General features: G+C 61.1%; 14 protein-coding genes. 5 read left to right on the forward strand and 9 right to left on the reverse strand.

Annotated features, from left to right (window positions below; genetic code table 11):
- Window positions 1-84: 84 nt before the first annotated feature.
- On the reverse strand, window positions 85-306 hold the full coding sequence (locus DL86_RS03565) for a hypothetical protein (protein ID WP_036258291.1): 222 nt from the start codon (window positions 304-306) through the stop codon (window positions 85-87).
- Window positions 307-426: 120 nt separating this feature from the next.
- Here DL86_RS03565 and DL86_RS03570 point away from each other — a divergent pair, with 120 nt between their 5' ends.
- Window positions 427-1,491, forward strand: coding sequence for a threonine aldolase family protein (locus DL86_RS03570; protein WP_036258293.1), 1,065 nt, complete (start codon window positions 427-429; stop codon window positions 1,489-1,491).
- 106 nt (window positions 1,492-1,597) lie between these two features.
- Here the strand turns inward: DL86_RS03570 and DL86_RS03575 are convergent, their stop codons facing one another.
- Window positions 1,598-2,080: an Hsp20 family protein gene (locus tag DL86_RS03575; RefSeq protein ID WP_036258562.1), complete on the reverse strand. Its 483-nt coding sequence runs from the start codon at window positions 2,078-2,080 to the stop codon at window positions 1,598-1,600.
- A gap of 274 nt (window positions 2,081-2,354) precedes the next feature.
- Between DL86_RS03575 and DL86_RS03580 the strand changes: the two genes are divergently transcribed.
- The 3 genes from DL86_RS03580 (at window position 2,355) to fghA (ending at window position 5,699) form a co-directional block, all read left to right on the forward strand.
- On the forward strand, window positions 2,355-3,335 hold the full coding sequence (locus DL86_RS03580) for an alpha/beta fold hydrolase (protein ID WP_036258564.1): 981 nt from the start codon (window positions 2,355-2,357) through the stop codon (window positions 3,333-3,335).
- A 412-nt stretch (window positions 3,336-3,747) separates the two neighbouring features.
- A complete protein-coding gene (locus tag DL86_RS03590; protein ID WP_036258295.1) occupies window positions 3,748-4,857 on the forward strand; it encodes an S-(hydroxymethyl)glutathione dehydrogenase/class III alcohol dehydrogenase in 1,110 nt (369 codons plus the stop codon).
- Entirely contained in the window at window positions 4,857-5,699 is an 843-nt protein-coding gene (gene fghA, locus DL86_RS03595; protein ID WP_036258296.1) for an S-formylglutathione hydrolase, read from the forward strand. Before DL86_RS03590 ends, fghA begins: the two co-directional genes overlap by 1 nt.
- Before the next feature lie 217 nt (window positions 5,700-5,916).
- On the opposite strand, the gene DL86_RS03600 is transcribed toward fghA, so the two are convergent.
- The 5 genes from DL86_RS03600 to plsY all read right to left on the reverse strand — a co-directional run bounded on the left by DL86_RS03600 (window position 5,917) and on the right by plsY (window position 11,102).
- Complete coding sequence (locus tag DL86_RS03600; protein ID WP_036258566.1) at window positions 5,917-6,297, reverse strand: response regulator; 381 nt, start codon at window positions 6,295-6,297, stop codon at window positions 5,917-5,919.
- A 114-nt stretch (window positions 6,298-6,411) separates the two neighbouring features.
- Window positions 6,412-7,782 (reverse strand): PAS domain-containing protein, encoded by a 1,371-nt coding sequence (locus DL86_RS03605; RefSeq protein WP_036258298.1) that lies wholly within the window; start codon window positions 7,780-7,782, stop codon window positions 6,412-6,414.
- Between the two features lie 2 nt (window positions 7,783-7,784).
- Window positions 7,785-8,993: a sensor histidine kinase gene (locus DL86_RS03610; RefSeq protein ID WP_051952611.1), complete on the reverse strand. Its 1,209-nt coding sequence runs from the start codon at window positions 8,991-8,993 to the stop codon at window positions 7,785-7,787.
- A 174-nt stretch (window positions 8,994-9,167) separates the two neighbouring features.
- Entirely contained in the window at window positions 9,168-10,487 is a 1,320-nt protein-coding gene (gene dprA / locus DL86_RS03615; RefSeq protein ID WP_036258299.1) for a DNA-processing protein DprA, read from the reverse strand.
- A complete protein-coding gene (plsY, locus tag DL86_RS03620) occupies window positions 10,488-11,102 on the reverse strand; it encodes a glycerol-3-phosphate 1-O-acyltransferase PlsY (RefSeq protein ID WP_036258300.1) in 615 nt (204 codons plus the stop codon). It lies immediately after the preceding gene.
- 269 nt (window positions 11,103-11,371) lie between these two features.
- On the opposite strand from plsY, the gene DL86_RS03625 reads away from it, so the two are divergent.
- Window positions 11,372-11,875 carry a cupin domain-containing protein gene (locus tag DL86_RS03625; RefSeq protein ID WP_245276214.1) on the forward strand — a complete coding sequence of 168 codons (504 nt, stop codon included), beginning with the start codon at window positions 11,372-11,374 and terminating at the stop codon, window positions 11,873-11,875.
- A gap of 250 nt (window positions 11,876-12,125) precedes the next feature.
- Here the strand turns inward: DL86_RS03625 and pyrC are convergent, their stop codons facing one another.
- Both pyrC and DL86_RS03635 read right to left on the reverse strand, forming a co-directional pair.
- Entirely contained in the window at window positions 12,126-13,445 is a 1,320-nt protein-coding gene (gene pyrC, locus DL86_RS03630; RefSeq protein ID WP_036258302.1) for a dihydroorotase, read from the reverse strand.
- Between the two features lie 18 nt (window positions 13,446-13,463).
- Window positions 13,464-14,414, reverse strand: a complete 951-nt coding sequence (locus DL86_RS03635) for an aspartate carbamoyltransferase catalytic subunit (RefSeq protein ID WP_036258303.1) — start codon at window positions 14,412-14,414, stop codon at window positions 13,464-13,466.
- Window positions 14,415-14,464: the final 50 nt, after the last annotated feature.

The following is a 14,464-nucleotide window of genomic DNA, read 5'->3' on the forward strand; positions in this document are numbered from 1 at the left end:
CTAACCCTCTATCAAAAAAACGCCGATTGTCGATGCGAGGATTTTTCGCGGCTGTCCCGGCCTGTAATGGTCAGCAACACTGTCCTATTTCAAGGGGGTGAACATTGCAGATTTTATCTTGATTAACAAGAGATGAAAATCGACGGAAGCAATGTTGGCTTGCATTAAAAATTTGTCGGGCAAGTTCGCCCATTTGTCCCAACAGGTAGGCTCGCCTGGGGGCGCTTCCCGCGGCGTTGCGCCCCACCAGAGATTGCCTGTGGAGGCGCGGCCGTTCTTCATGGTATCCACCCAGGGCGCGAGCATGAATCGGCTCGACAAGGGCGGAGCAAATTCATGGCGTTTCCCGTATGCGCAGCTGGCCTCGCAGGTCAGGCCGGACCCTGGAGGGTCGAGGCCGCTTCCCTAACCCGGGCCTGAAACGCCATGGATTTTACCAGCGACAACACCACCGGGGCGAGCCAGCCCATCCTCGACGCCATCCTTGCGGCCAATAAGGGCCCCTCCCCTGCCTATGGCGCGGACCCCTTCAGCGCCAGGGCCGCAGAGCTCTTGGGCGAGGTTTTCGAGAAAGAGATCGCCTGTTTTCTCGTCGCCACCGGCACCGCCTCGAACGCATTGGCGCTTGGCGCGCTTTGCCCCCCTTGGGGCGCGGTCTTCTGCCATCAAGACGCGCATGTTCTCGATGACGAGTGCGGCGCGCCGGAAATGTTTACCGCCGGAGCCAAACTGGTCGGCATTCCTGGCCACGCCGGCAAGATCGCGCCGCGCGACTTCGCGGCGGCCCTTGCAAATTTTCCGCGCGGCGTGGTGAAAACCGTCCAGCCCGCCGCCTTGTCGCTGTCGCAGGCGACCGAATGCGGCGCCCTCTATACTTGCGCGGAGCTCTCCGAACTGGCCGCGATCGCCCATGACGCCAAACTTCAGGTGCACATGGACGGGGCGCGTTTCGCCAATGCGCTCGTCGCCCTGGGGACGACCCCCGCCGAAATGAGCTGGAAAGCGGGGATCGACGTCTTGTCCTTCGGCGCGACCAAGAATGGCGCGCTCGCTTGCGAAGCCTTGATCTTTTTCGATCCCCGCAGAGCATTGAACCTTCCCTATCAACGCAAGCGCGGCGGGCATACTTTGTCGAAAGGGCGCTTTCTCGGCGCGCAGATGGTCGCCTATCTCGAAAAGGGCCATGGGCTCGAGCTCGCGAAAACCGCCAATGCCCGTGCGGTCAGGCTGGCCGAAGGTCTCGCTAAAGCGCCCGGCGTGCGGCTGCCCTGGACGCGAGAGGCGAATGAAGTTTTTGCGATTTTGCCGCGCAAGACGGACGCGGCGCTAAAAGCCGCCGGCGCGCTTTATTACGAATGGAGTTTTCGCAGCTTCGACCCCAAAATTGTTCTTCCAAGCGAGGACGAAGTCTTTGTCCGGCTGGTGACGTCCTTCGCGACGCAGGCGTCAGACATCGAGCGTTTTCTCGCCGTCGCGCAGGAAGCAGCTTGAGGCCGCCTGACGCCGTTGGCGCGGGCGCAAATGGAAAAGGGCGCCTCCAGGAGACGCCCTTCCACCACCAAGCCAGGTTAGGGAGGGGGGAACCCGCCCGGTGGGATTAAGCCGCTTGTTGCGCCGTCGAGACAACTTGCGGGCCGACCTCCGCACCGGCCTTGCCGATGGGGATCTGACGCGGTTTCCGCGCTTCGGGAATTTCGCGAAGCAGGTCGATGTGGAGCAAGCCGTTTTCCAGCCGCGCGCCCGTTACCTGAACATGATCGGCGAGCTGGAATCTCCGCTCGAAGGCGCGCGCTGCGATGCCGCGGTAGAGCATCTCCGGCTTCGCGGCTCCGTTCTCGCGCGGGCTTTCCCTTGAACCGCGCACGGTCAGGGTATTTTCCTTGGTTTCGATCGAAAGGTCCTTGTCGGAAAAGCCGGCGACGGCGATCGAAATCCGGTAGGAATCATCGCCCGTGCGTTCGATGTCATAGGGCGGGTAGCTCGGCGCCGCCTCAAGACCGGCGGCCTGATCGATCATGCTGAACAAGCGGTCGAATCCAATGGTCGAGCGGTAAAGCGGGGAAAGATCGAATTGACGCATCTGCATATCCTCCATGATGAAGCGACACGAAGCTGAGCCGACAAAGCGCCCATGGCTCGCCTCTGTTCTCGCGCGTCCGAGAGCGGCCCGCGCAGGGCTTGATGTAGGGATGGAGTTTTCCGTTGCAAGAGGCGCCCGGCGACCAAACCAGGCGGCCAAAACCGGGGCCCTAGGCAAGACTTCTTGCTGGCGTCGCGCTAAACTCAACCGACCCGGCAGGGCGCCAAACTCCCGCCTTCCGCCATTCGCCTTGGGGCGCATTGAGGTTTTCGCATTGGAACTTTGCACGATCGCAGAAAATCCCGCCCCGCCAGGGGTCATCGTCGCAAGCATTGCGACCCACGACAAAGTGAACCTGCGGGTGGCGCGCTGGCGCTGCGAGGGACCTTGCTTCGGCACGGTCGCGATTTTGCCCGGACGGGCTGAATTCATCGAAAAATATTTCGAAGTCATCGCCGAACTGCTGGAGCGGCGCCTCGATGTGGTGGTCCTGGACTGGCGCGGCCAAGGCCTCTCCGACCGCCTCCTGTCCAACCGCCGCAAGGGCCATGTCGGCCATTTCCGGGCCTATGCGCGCGATCTCGACGCCTTGCGAACCAAAGTGCTCGAACCCTATTGCCGTCCGCCCTGGTTCGCGCTCGGCCACTCCATGGGCGGGGCCATTCTTCTCGCCGACGCCCGCACCGGGCGCTCGGCTTTCGAACGCATCGTCGTCACCGCGCCGATGATCGGGATCCGCGATCTCCGCTTCCCACGCGCCGGGCGCGCCCTCGTCAGCGCCCTTACGATGCTGGGATTTGGCGCCTCCTTCGCGCCTGGGGGCGGCGGCAATCCCTATATGTCGCGGGGCTTCGCCGACAATGTCCTGACCTCCGATCCCAACCGTTTTCAGCGCATCGCCGCAACCATCGCGGCCGCGCCCGACCTCGCAGTGGGCGATCCGACGATCGGCTGGGTCAACGCCGCTCTCAGCCTGATGCGTCGTTTCGAAGATGTCGAGTTTCCGCGCCGGACCTTGACCCCGATCTTGATCGCCGCCGCCGGGGCTGACCGCCTCTGCGACACGGCGGCGATCGAGTCCTTCGGAAGCCGCCTCAAAGCAGGGCGGGTCATTACGATTCCCTATTCGCGTCATGAGATTCTGATCGAGCGAGACGCCATTCGCGAGCAGTTCTGGGCCGCATTCGATGCTTTCATTCCAGGTCTTGCGCCCTTGAACGCCGATCCCGACGCCGTCCGCGCCTTCGACTCCTAGAGCATATTCCGCTCAGGTTGATCTGAGCGATAAGAATATGCTCAAGCTTTTGAATTTAGAGCGATTTCTTTCCGGCCGAATGGTTCCATTCGGCCGGAAAGCGCTCTAGAGCATTTTCGAGCGAAGTGGATGCTGGCCGCCGGCATCCTCCGGTTAGAGCATTTGCGAGGAAAGCAACCGCCGTCTTCCGTCAAGAAATTGTAATAATACAAAGAGATAGAGGCGCTTTCCGATTCCGATGAACCTGAAAGCGCCCACGGATGCGCAGCCATTGCCGCAAGCGCAAAACCGCGCTAATCCATCGCCGCAACCCCGCGAGCGCGCTTTGCGCAAGGTTCGTCGCTCGATCCGGCGAGCGCGCGCGTAAGGGGACAGGAAACGGCGAGGCGCTTCTCGCAAACGGGCAAAACTCATGAAAACACGCGCAGCGGTTGCTTTCGAGGCTCAAAAGCCTCTCGAAATCGTCGAACTCGACCTCGAGGGGCCGCGCGAGGGCGAGGTGCTGGTCGAAATCAAGGCGACCGGCATCTGCCACACCGACGCCTATACTTTGTCCGGCCAGGACTCGGAGGGGATCTTCCCGAGCGTGCTCGGCCATGAGGGCGCCGGCGTCGTCGTCGATGTCGGGCCCGGCGTCTCCTCCTTGAAAAAAGGCGACCATGTCATTCCGCTTTACACGCCGGAATGCCGGGAATGCGACTATTGCCTGTCGCGCAAGACCAACCTCTGCCAAAAAATCCGCGCGACCCAAGGCAAGGGCCTGATGCCCAATGGCACGACGAGGTTCAGCTATAAAGGCCAGCCGATTTACCATTACATGGGAACCTCGACCTTCTCGAACTACATCGTAGTCCCCGAGATCGCGCTCGCGAAAATCCGGCAGGACGCGCCTTTCGACAAGGTCTGCTATATCGGCTGCGGCGTCACCACTGGCGTTGGCGCGGTCATCTGGACCGCGAAGGCGGAAGTCGGCTGCCGCGCGGTGGTTTTCGGTCTTGGCGGCATTGGCCTCAACGTCATCCAGGGGCTCAAGCTGATCGGCGCGGACCAGATCGTCGGCGTCGACATCAATAACTCCAAGAAGGCCATCGCCGAACAATTCGGCATGACGGATTTCGTCAATCCGAAGGAGATCGGGACGGATCTTGTCCCATATCTCGTCGATCTGACCAAAGGCGGCGCGGACTACACGTTCGAATGCACCGGCAATGTCACTTTGATGCGCCAGGCGCTGGAATGCTGCCACAAGGGCTGGGGCGAGAGCATCGTCATTGGCGTCGCCCCCGCCGGCGCGGAAATATCGACGCGCCCCTTCCAGCTCGTCACCGGGCGGGTGTGGAAAGGCTCGGCTTTCGGCGGCGCGCGCGGGCGCACCGACGTGCCGCGCATCGTCGACTGGTACATGGACGGCAAGATCAATATCGACGATCTCATCACCCATAAGCTGCCGCTCGAAAAGATCAACGAAGGCTTCGACCTTATGCATGAAGGCAAGTCGATCCGCGCCGTGGTGGAGTTCTGATGAGCGCCTTGACGGAAATCAGCCGGCATCGCTGCTTTGGCGGCGAAGTCGGCTTCTATCGCCACGCCTCCACGGAGATCGGCGGCGACATGCGTTTCTCGGTGTTCGTCCCCGAAGGGGCCACCGGCAAGAAAGTTCCGGCGCTGCTTTATCTCGCCGGACTCACCTGCACCGAGGAAACCTTTATCGTGAAGGCGGGCGCGCAGCAGCACGCCGCGAAGGCCGGCTATATCCTTGTAGCCTCAGACACCTCGCCGCGCGACCGCCGTTATCCAGGCGACGACTCGAGCTGGGATTTCGGCCTTGGCGCCGGATTCTATCTCGACGCGACCGCGGAGCCCTGGCGCGAGGGCTATCGCATGGGCTCCTATGTGGCGCGGGAGCTGCCAGCCTTGATCGAGGCGCATTTTCCGGTCGATCCGGCGCGCTGGGGCATTTTCGGCCATTCGATGGGCGGCCATGGCGCGCTCGTCGCCGCCTTGCGCAATCCGGACAAGTTCCATTCCGTCTCGGCTTTCGCGCCGATCGTCGCGCCCTCGTCATGTCCCTGGGGCGAAAAGGCCTTTTCGAACTATCTCGGTCCCGACCACAAGGCCTGGGCGCAATGGGACGCGACCGCCTTGATCGGCGAGGGCCGCCGCCTGCCGCCGATCCTGATCGATCAGGGCTTGAAGGACCAGTTCCTCGAGCGCGAATTGCACCCGCATCTTTTCGAAGCCGCCTGCGCCAAAGCCGGTCAGGAGCTGACGCTGCGCCGCCACGAAGGCTATGACCACGGCTATTATTTTATCCAGACCTTCGTCGGCGACCATATCGCCCATCACAAGGCGATCCTGGGCTGAAGCAAAGCGCGCCGATTGGCCTCATGAACATGGTCAATCGGCGCTGGCCAAAGCGCTCTCCGATCGAATGGAAATCGCTCCCGTGCTAAAAAGTCTGAGTATTTTCGAGCGAAGCGGAGACGGGCTCGCGTAAAGAAAATGCGATAAAATAAAAAATTAGAGCGGCTTTCTGAGTCCGCTGAATCTAAAAGCGCTCCAGGAGGGGAAACGAGACCCGTCAGGCGGCGTCAGAATTCTTGTCGCCGCTGGTAAGTTTCTCGATCGCGTTCAATATTTCACTGACGCGATAAGGTTTCGGCAGGAAGATGCTATCTTCGACCTCCCTCCCGTGCTGAGGCGTATATCCGCTCGTATAGAGCACGGGCAGGTTTGGCCGCCGGCATCTCGCCATGTCGGCCAGAGCCCATCCATTGACCCGGCCGGGCATTCTGATGTCGGTGATTAAAAGATCGATCCGCCGCATTTTCGGCAGAATATACGACGCCTCATCTCCACTATTGGCCGCGACGACCTCGAACCCAGCCTCTTCGAGCTCGAGGACAATAGAGTCCTTCACCAAGGGCTCATCCTCGACGACCAAAATGACTTGCTTCACCATGCTCACGCTTTCGCAATGCAGGAAATTCGACAGATATTCTGATTTCGCGCTCGAGAAGACTGTCAAGCTGGACTATTCTCTCGGACTTCTAGAGCGTGTTCTAACTCATTGAATCTAAGCGATTCCTTTTCGATCCGATGAACCCATCTGATCGGGAAGCGCTCTGGAAAGCCCGCTGGCTCTTTCGGAGGATGCGGGAACGTCGGCGGGCTTTTCCGCCCTATCGCGCTCCGACATGTCGATGAATGCGGCGATTGCGCCAAGCGGCGCGCCAAGCTCATCAAATAGCGGCTCCGCCGCCATCATCACGTCCACCGAACGGCCGTCACGACGCACCAATCGGCCCTCCATGGCCGGCACGGCCCGACCGGTAAGAGCGGCCCGTTGGAGCGGCTGCTCCCAAAACGCCAATTCGCGATCATGGTCGAATAGCCGGTAGGGCACCGGCACGTCTCGCGGTCCCTTTTGATCGCCTTTTTCACCTAAGAGCCGAATGCCATAACGATTGACTTGCACATGCTGCATCGGGTCATTGCCCGCGATGAAAACTCCGGCGGGGAGGAGATCGAGAATCCGCTCCATTGTCTCGACGCGGTTGCGCAGATCGCGGACCAGACTGAAGATCTCGGCTTCGGCGGCAGTGACCGGGGTCACGTCAACGAAAGTGATGACAACGCCCGCGACCACATTCCCGAGCGTGCGATAGGGCAAAATCCGCATCAAATATCGCTTGGCGCCATCGTCGCTTTCAATTTGCGCCTCGACGGCGCCTAGCGTGCGCAATACGCGTTTCGCGTCTTTTTGAACCGAATCGAGGCGGAGCCGCGAGCGTATTTGTGAAATCGGACGACCGACGTCGCTTTCGGCCAGATAGAATAGATCCCGTGCGGCCGGGGTAAAGTGCTTGATCGTGAGTTTCTGGTCAAGACAGACCGTCGCGAACTGCGTGCTCTTCAAAAGACTAATGATATCGCTGTTGGTGCGGCTCAGCTCAGCCACACGCTCCTTCAGACCGGCATTCACTGTCAGCAGCTCTTCATTGAGCGACTGGAGTTTCTCCTTGGAGACTTCCAGCTCCTCATTCGCGGAACTCAACTCCTCATTGATGGAGGACATTTTCTCATTGCCCGACATGAGCTCCTCGATCGCGTTGAGTATTTCACCGATGCGATAAGGTTTCGGGAGGAAGATGCTGCCTTCGACGTCCCTTCCTTGTTGAGGCGAAAACCCGCTCGTATAAATTACTGGCAGATTCGGGCGGCGGGATCTCGCCATATCGGCCAGAGCCCAACCGTTGATCTTGCCCGGCATTCTAATGTCCGTGAGCAAAAGGTCTATTCGCCGCATTCTTGGCAGAATATATGACGCCTCATCTCCGCTTTCGGCCGCGATGACCTCGAAGCCTGCATCTTCGAGTCCGAGAGCGAGCGAGTCTTTCACCAGGGGTTCATCCTCGACGACAAGAAGGACGGGTCTGTGCGCCATATTCAAGCTTTCGCAATGACAGGAAGGTGAATTAATACTCTGGTTCCATGATCGAGCGCGCTGTCGAGCCGGATGGTTCCCTCGGACTGCTGGACAAAACCATAGACTTGACTAAGGCCGAGGCCAGTGCCCTTGCCCATTGGCTTCGTTGTATAGAATGGGTCGAAAGCGCGGGCTTGCTCCTCTTTGCTCATGCCGCAGCCCGAATCCTTGACCTCGATCTCAGCGCCGGGGACTTTTTCCCCTCCGCTGCCCATGTCGATTGTCCGCGTCGCAATCGTCATCTTGCCTCGATTTTGCATTGCATCACGCGCGTTGACGGTAAGATTGAGGAGCGCCTGCTCCAGTTGATTGCGATCAACCCAGACGTTTCCCACCTGCGGATCGAGGTCGAGGGCCAGCGTCCCATGCTCGCCTAAGGCATTCTTAAGGAGAGGCGAGAGATTGGACACAAGTTCGTTGACTCCGACGCTCATGGCCTTGAGCGGTTGTTTGCGCGCGAAGGCGAGCATCCGGTTTGTGAGAGCCGCGGCTCTTTCGGCTGCGGCCGTTGCGGTTTGAAGCGCTTTCTTGAGTTTTGGATCCGGCGTTTCGCCCCGCGGCGCTTCGCTCTGTAGGACGGCGCGATCCAGACTCACTAAAACTGCGGTCAGCAGATTATTGAAATCATGCGCCACGCCGCCGGTCAATTGCCCAACCGCCTCCATTTTTTGCGCCTGCCTGAGCATGTCCTGCGCCAATTGCCGCTCCTCGACCTCCTTCTGAAGCGCCTCCAAGGCGGCGTCTCGCTCCTTTACATGCAACGCTAGAGCTTCATTGGCGAGGCGCAATTGCTCGGGCGAAGCCAGTTGGAGCACGCGCGGCAGCAAGGGCCAAAGCAGGATTGCGGTGGCGACGGACGCGACCGCGGTAATGACTTTGACGACCGCCTCCAATCCATAATCGGGAACCCATAATGTCCAAATCGACATGAAATGAGTTGTCCCGCAAGCGAGGATGAAGGCGACGAAGCTCCATATGACCCATCCAAAACCGAAATCCGGGCGCTTATAGGCCAAATAGGCGAGCACGAAAGGGATCGAGTAATAGGCGAGGCCGATGACGGCGTCCGCTGCGACATGGGTCCAGATCAGTTCTGGACGCCAAGTCAGGCATATCCCATGCGGCGATAAACTATCGGAGCTTAAGAACGCCGACGCGAATTCGAACACAATGCGCCCTCCTGAGCCCACCCGGCGAAGATCCGCCGTACTGCTCAGTAAGATTATGATAAATTAGCGAAAAATACACGCGGCTGAAACCTGAGGACACCTAAGAATTCGGCCAAGCCACGCCTTGGCTTTGCTTTCATTCAATGTTGCAGGCCCAAATCTCAAATCAAGATCTCAGATCAATGACACGAGATCGCCGCCGTGGCGTTCGAGCCGCCCGGCAAGTTCAAGATCGAACAAAATCGTCCGCACGTCCCGCGCCGGCGCCTCCGAGGCGCGCACGATCTCGTCGACGGAGACCGGCGTTGGCCCGAGGAGTTCGATGACGCGCTGAACGATCTCCGTCCGCGAACGTTGCGCCGGCGGCGCCGCGACCCTATCGCCGTCGGCCTCGCCGCCATCGGCCTCGCTGTTTGAGATAAATTCCTCCCAAGCTTCCTCGCGCTCGATCAAGGAGCCAATGTCATTGGTTGGCGGCAAAGGGGCCGGCGCTGCAGCCGCCCGCGCCAGCTCGGGAAGATCGAGTTCATCCCATAAGGGCTCGCTGAACTCAGCCGAAAAGTCGGGCTCGAAGAAGCCGAAACCTGGTCGCTCCTGTGACAAATTTTGCTTGGCTAGAGCCTCGATCACATCCTGCGCATTGGTGCAAAATGTCGCGCCCTCGCGCAGGAGGTCATTGGCGCCTTCAGCGCGCGGATCGAGCGGCGAGCCCGGCGCCGCGAAGATTTCGCGACCTTGTTCGGCGGCGAATTTCGCGGTGATGAGAGAGCCCGAGCGGCGCGCCGCCTCGACCACCACGATCCCGCGCGAGAGCCCGGCGACGATCCTATTGCGGCGCGGAAAATCGCGCCCACGCGCCTCCCAGCCAAACGGCATTTCGCTGATCGCCGCGCCGCGTTCGAGGAGCCGTTCGAGCAAAAGCTCATGATTGGCCGGATAGATATTCCCCAAGCCTCCGGCGAGCACCGCGATCGTCCCGGTCTCGATCGAAGCCTGATGCGCCCGCGCGTCGATCCCGCGCGCCAGCCCCGAGACAATGACGTGACCCGCCCGGGCGATGCCGCGCGCCAGTTGCTCGGTGAGAGCGAGCCCCGCCGCCGAGGCGTTGCGCGAGCCGACGATCGCCACCTTGGAGCGGCGCAAGCTCGCAAGATCGCCCCGCGCGGCGATCAAGGGCGGCGCCGTGTCGATGCGGCGCAAAAGCGGCGGATAGTCCGGCTCACATAGGCCGATGAAGACCGCGCCGGCGCGCCGCATCAACTCGAGTTCCTGCTCGGTTTCCTCGACGGTCGCGATTTTAATCGGCCGGCCGGGCTTGCCCTGTCTGATAAGCTCCGGCAAAGCCTCCAGCGCCGCGCGGGCGCCGCCGTAGCGGCTGAGCAGGACGTCAAACGTACGCGGTCCGATGTTCTCGCAGCGCGCGAGGCGCAGCCAATCGAAACGTTGCGCCTCGGTCAGTTCGACGACGGCCGAGGGCGCAAAAGGGGGCGCCATTTATTTCCGCCCGATTTTTGTTTCCGTCCCCGCCGCGATGCGGGCGATATTGGCGCGATGCTTAATCCATAGAATGATCGCCATCCCGGCGAACAGAACCGCTGTGCTGGTTTGGCCCAAATACAGCAGAAATATCGGCGTCAGGGCGCTGGCCGCGAGCGCCGCGGCCGAGGAGAAACGGGTGAACCAGGCGACGTTCAGCCATATGAGGATGAAGCCGAGCCCCGCCGGCCAGGCCAGGGCGAGAAGGCACCCCAGAAAAGTCGCCACGCCCTTGCCGCCTTTGAACCCCAGCCAAATGGGAAACAAATGTCCTAGAAAGGCTCCGAACGCCGCGACGAGCGCTTGAACAGGCGGCCAGGCGCTGTTCGGGGGAAGCGCCCGCTGCGTGACATATCCAACGATCAAGACCGCCGCCACGCCCTTGAAAAGGTCGAGGAGAAGGGTCAGCGCGGCGAGATCCTTGCGGCCAGTGCGCAGAACATTGGTCGCGCCAATATTGCCGGACCCGATGGATCGCAGATCCGAGGTCCCGGCCAGAGCGGTCAAAATAAGCCCGAAAGGAATCGAGCCGCAAAAATAACCGAAGAGGAGGGCGATAGCTGATAGGGCCACGTCGAGAACCGGCTTTTTTCACCGAGATAAGGAGAAAGCAGCCTAGCTTTCCCAGCGCGGCGCGGCAACCGGCCGACGGCGCCAATTCTAGCTCGATGGGCGAATCTGCCGCCTTTTGAGACGCCCGTTGACGCTGCTGACGGATAACGTTAGCGTTCAGATGCGGCTAGAGTGCATTCAGATCAAAGGGACAGGGAAAGCTGGCCCAACTCGTTAGCCTTGTCGCATTTTCTTAATGCGAACCAATAGCTGCTTCGCTTAGAAAATGCGTGGGCGCCGCAACGGGCCGCCATGCCTGGAATCTTCCCGAGACCGGGGCGACCCATCATCAGGAGGCGGCCTTGGACTCAGTGTTTATCGTTGCGACCGGCGATCTTCCCCGCTCGAAGGTTGGGGGAATGGACGACCCGACAGTCCATTGGGCCGGCGCTTTCGCCGCCTATGGCGGACATGGCGCGACCCAGTCCTCGACCATCGTCTACGAGATCGAGCCCGGCCAGCGGCTTGGCTGGCACACCGACGCCACCGAGGAAACGCAATATATCCTTGCCGGGACCGGCGAATTGCGCATGGAGGACGGCAGCGTTCACGCGGTCAAGCCGGGAACCGTATTCGTCCTCCAGACGCCGGTGCGGCACGACCTCGTCAATACCGGCGACGAGACGTTGCGGGCGGTCGCTTTCTTCGCGGCGGCGATGTTCACCCAGCAATTCGACAATGTGATGCTGGCGCCGAACGTCCATGTTCTCGGCACTCCCAACCGCGACGGCTGATCCTAGAGCATGATGCCGAAAAGTGGAAACCGGTTTTCGGACGACATCATGCTCTAACTCCTAGATTAAGAGGCGGATTCAGACTTTGTACGAGATCGCGTTGCGATTCTGTCCAAAGTCATCCGGCTCTAGAGCATTTTCGAGCGAAGCGGAAACCGATTCGCGTAAAGAAAATGCGATAAAACAAAGGGCTAGAGCTGCTTTCTGATTCCATCTGATCTGAAAGCAGCTCTGGACTCCATGGACAGGATCACTCCATCTCGAACACGATCTCTCCCGCGACCAGGGTGAGTTTCACCCTGCCCTCCATGCGCGCGTCATCGAAGGGCGTATTCTTGCAGCGCGAACGGAGCTTCAAAGGATCGACGACATAGGGCTCCGAAGGATCGAAGCGAATCAAATCAGCGGGGGCGCCGATCGCAAGCCGGCCTTGCGGCAGGCCCAAAATCTCGGCGGGCCGCAGGGTCATGGCGGCGATCAGGCGCCGCAGCGAGATTTCGCCCGAATTGACGAGCCGCAAGGCCGCCGAAAGCATGGTCTCCAGGCCGATCGCGCCATACTCAGCTTCGGCGAAGGGCAGACGCTTGGTTTCGACATCCTGCGGATCATGATCCGACACGATGACGTCGATCAGCCCGGACGCCAGGCCGGCGACCAAGGCGCGGCGCTCATCTTCATGGCGGAGCGGCGGCGCGAGCTTCAAGAAGGTGCGATAATCGCCAATATCGCTCTCATTGAGGGTGAGATGATTGATCGAGACGGCGCAAGTCACCGGCAGTCCGGCATCCTTGGCTTTGGAGATAATGTCCAGGGATAAGGCGGATGTGACGAGCGCGGCGTGGTATCGAGCGCCGGTGAGGTTCACGAGGCGAATGTCGCGGTCGAGGATGATCGCCTCGGCCTCGCGCGGGATTCCCGCAAGGCCGAGGCGCGAGGCGAACTCACCCTCGTTCATCACCCCTTCGGCCGCGAGATCGCGATCCTCGGCATAGTGAATAATGAGCGCGTCAAAGTCCCGCGCGTAAACCATCGCGCGGCGCATGACCTGCGCATTGCGGATCGAATGCGCGCCATCGGTGAAGGCCACGGCGCCGGCCTGTTGCAGCAGGCCGATTTCGGCGATTTCCACGCCGCGCAGCCCTTGCGTCAAGGCCGCCGAGGGGATCACCCGCACGCGGCCGGTGTCCCTGGCCCGGCGCAGCAGGAAATCGACCACCGCCGCGTCGTCGACCGGGGGATTGGTGTCGGGACGGCAAAGAATCGTCGTGACGCCGCCCGCCGCCGCCGCCGCCGTCGCGGTGGCGATCGTCTCGCGATGTTCGGCCCCAGGTTCGCCAACGAAGGCGCGCATGTCGATGAGGCCAGGCGCCACGCAATCGCCGGCGCAATCGATGATCCGCGCATGGGCGGGCAAATTCGGCGCGGCGACCGAAGGACCGATGCCGCGGATCAGGCCGTCGACGATGAGAACCCCGCCGTCGATCCGTTCAGAGGCGGCCGGATCGATCAGATTCGCATGGACAAGGGCCAGCGGCTGATGCGCGATGGAGGGCGACGATTGAACCTTCACCTCAAAGCCGCTCCGCGTTCAACCATTGGGCAAATGCTGCGCGAGGGCCTCGAGCACGGCCATGCGCACCGCGACTCCCATCTCAACCTGTTCGCGAATGCGGCTTTGAGAGCCGTCGGCGACGCTGGAATCGATCTCGACGCCGCGGTTCATCGGCCCGGGATGCATGACCAGAGCGTCAGGCTTGGCTAGTTTGAGCTTGGCCTCATCAAGGCCGAAAAACCGAAAATACTCCCTGGGCGAGGGAATGAATCCGCCTTGCATGCGCTCGCGCTGCAAGCGCAGCATCATGACGATGTCGGCGCCCTCCAGCCCCGCCTGCATGTCGCGGAACACCTCGACCCCCATCCGCTCGATCCCGGCGGGCAGCAGCGTCGAGGGGCCGACCGCCCGGACCCGCGCTCCAAGCGCCGACAAAAGCAAGATATTGGAGCGGGCGACCCGCGAATGCAGGATATCGCCGCAGATCGCGACGACGAGCCCGGAGATCGCGCCTTTGTTGCGCCGGATGGTCAGCGCGTCGAGCAGCGCTTGGGTTGGATGTTCATGCGCGCCGTCGCCGGCGTTGACGACCGAGCAATCGACCTTCTTGGCCAGCAGATGCACGGCGCCGGCCTGGGCGTGGCGCACGACGATGATGTCCGGACGCATGGCGTTCAGGGTCATCGCCGTATCGATCAGCGTCTCGCCCTTTTTGACGCTCGACGTGGCGACCGACATGTTCATGACATCGGCGCCAAGGCGCTTGCCAGCGAGCTCAAAGGAGGATTGCGTCCGGGTCGAGGCCTCGAAAAAGAGATTGATCAGGGTTCTGCCGCGCAGGGTCGAGCGCTTTTTTTCGACCTGGCGCGATACCTCGATCGCCGCTTCCGAAAGATCGAGCAGAATGGCGATGTCCACGGGCGAAAGCCCCTCGATCCCGAGCAAGTGCCGGTGCGGAAATTTGAGCTCTCGAGCCGGGCTGCACATGGGCTGTGTTCTATACGACCAAAAAAGCTCCGTCACAGGAGTTTGTCGCG

It is taken from the genome of Methylocapsa aurea (assembly GCF_000746085.1).
Lineage (GTDB): Bacteria > Pseudomonadota > Alphaproteobacteria > Rhizobiales > Beijerinckiaceae > Methylocapsa > Methylocapsa aurea.

Excerpts from the sequence above, each read along its gene's own strand:
- DL86_RS03565 (WP_036258291.1), bottom strand. The coding sequence starts at position 306 with ATGCTCGCGCCCTGGGTGGATACCATGAAGAACGGCCGCGCCTCCACA.
- DL86_RS03570 (WP_036258293.1), top strand. The coding sequence starts at position 427 with ATGGATTTTACCAGCGACAACACCACCGGGGCGAGCCAGCCCATCCTC.
- DL86_RS03575 (WP_036258562.1), bottom strand. The coding sequence starts at position 2,080 with ATGCGTCAATTCGATCTTTCCCCGCTTTACCGCTCGACCATTGGATTC.
- DL86_RS03590 (WP_036258295.1), top strand. The coding sequence starts at position 3,748 with ATGAAAACACGCGCAGCGGTTGCTTTCGAGGCTCAAAAGCCTCTCGAA.
- fghA (WP_036258296.1), top strand. The coding sequence starts at position 4,857 with ATGAGCGCCTTGACGGAAATCAGCCGGCATCGCTGCTTTGGCGGCGAA.
- DL86_RS03600 (WP_036258566.1), bottom strand. The coding sequence starts at position 6,297 with ATGGTGAAGCAAGTCATTTTGGTCGTCGAGGATGAGCCCTTGGTGAAG.
- DL86_RS03605 (WP_036258298.1), bottom strand. The coding sequence starts at position 7,782 with ATGGCGCACAGACCCGTCCTTCTTGTCGTCGAGGATGAACCCCTGGTG.
- dprA (WP_036258299.1), bottom strand. The coding sequence starts at position 10,487 with ATGGCGCCCCCTTTTGCGCCCTCGGCCGTCGTCGAACTGACCGAGGCG.
- DL86_RS03635 (WP_036258303.1), bottom strand. The coding sequence starts at position 14,414 with ATGTGCAGCCCGGCTCGAGAGCTCAAATTTCCGCACCGGCACTTGCTC.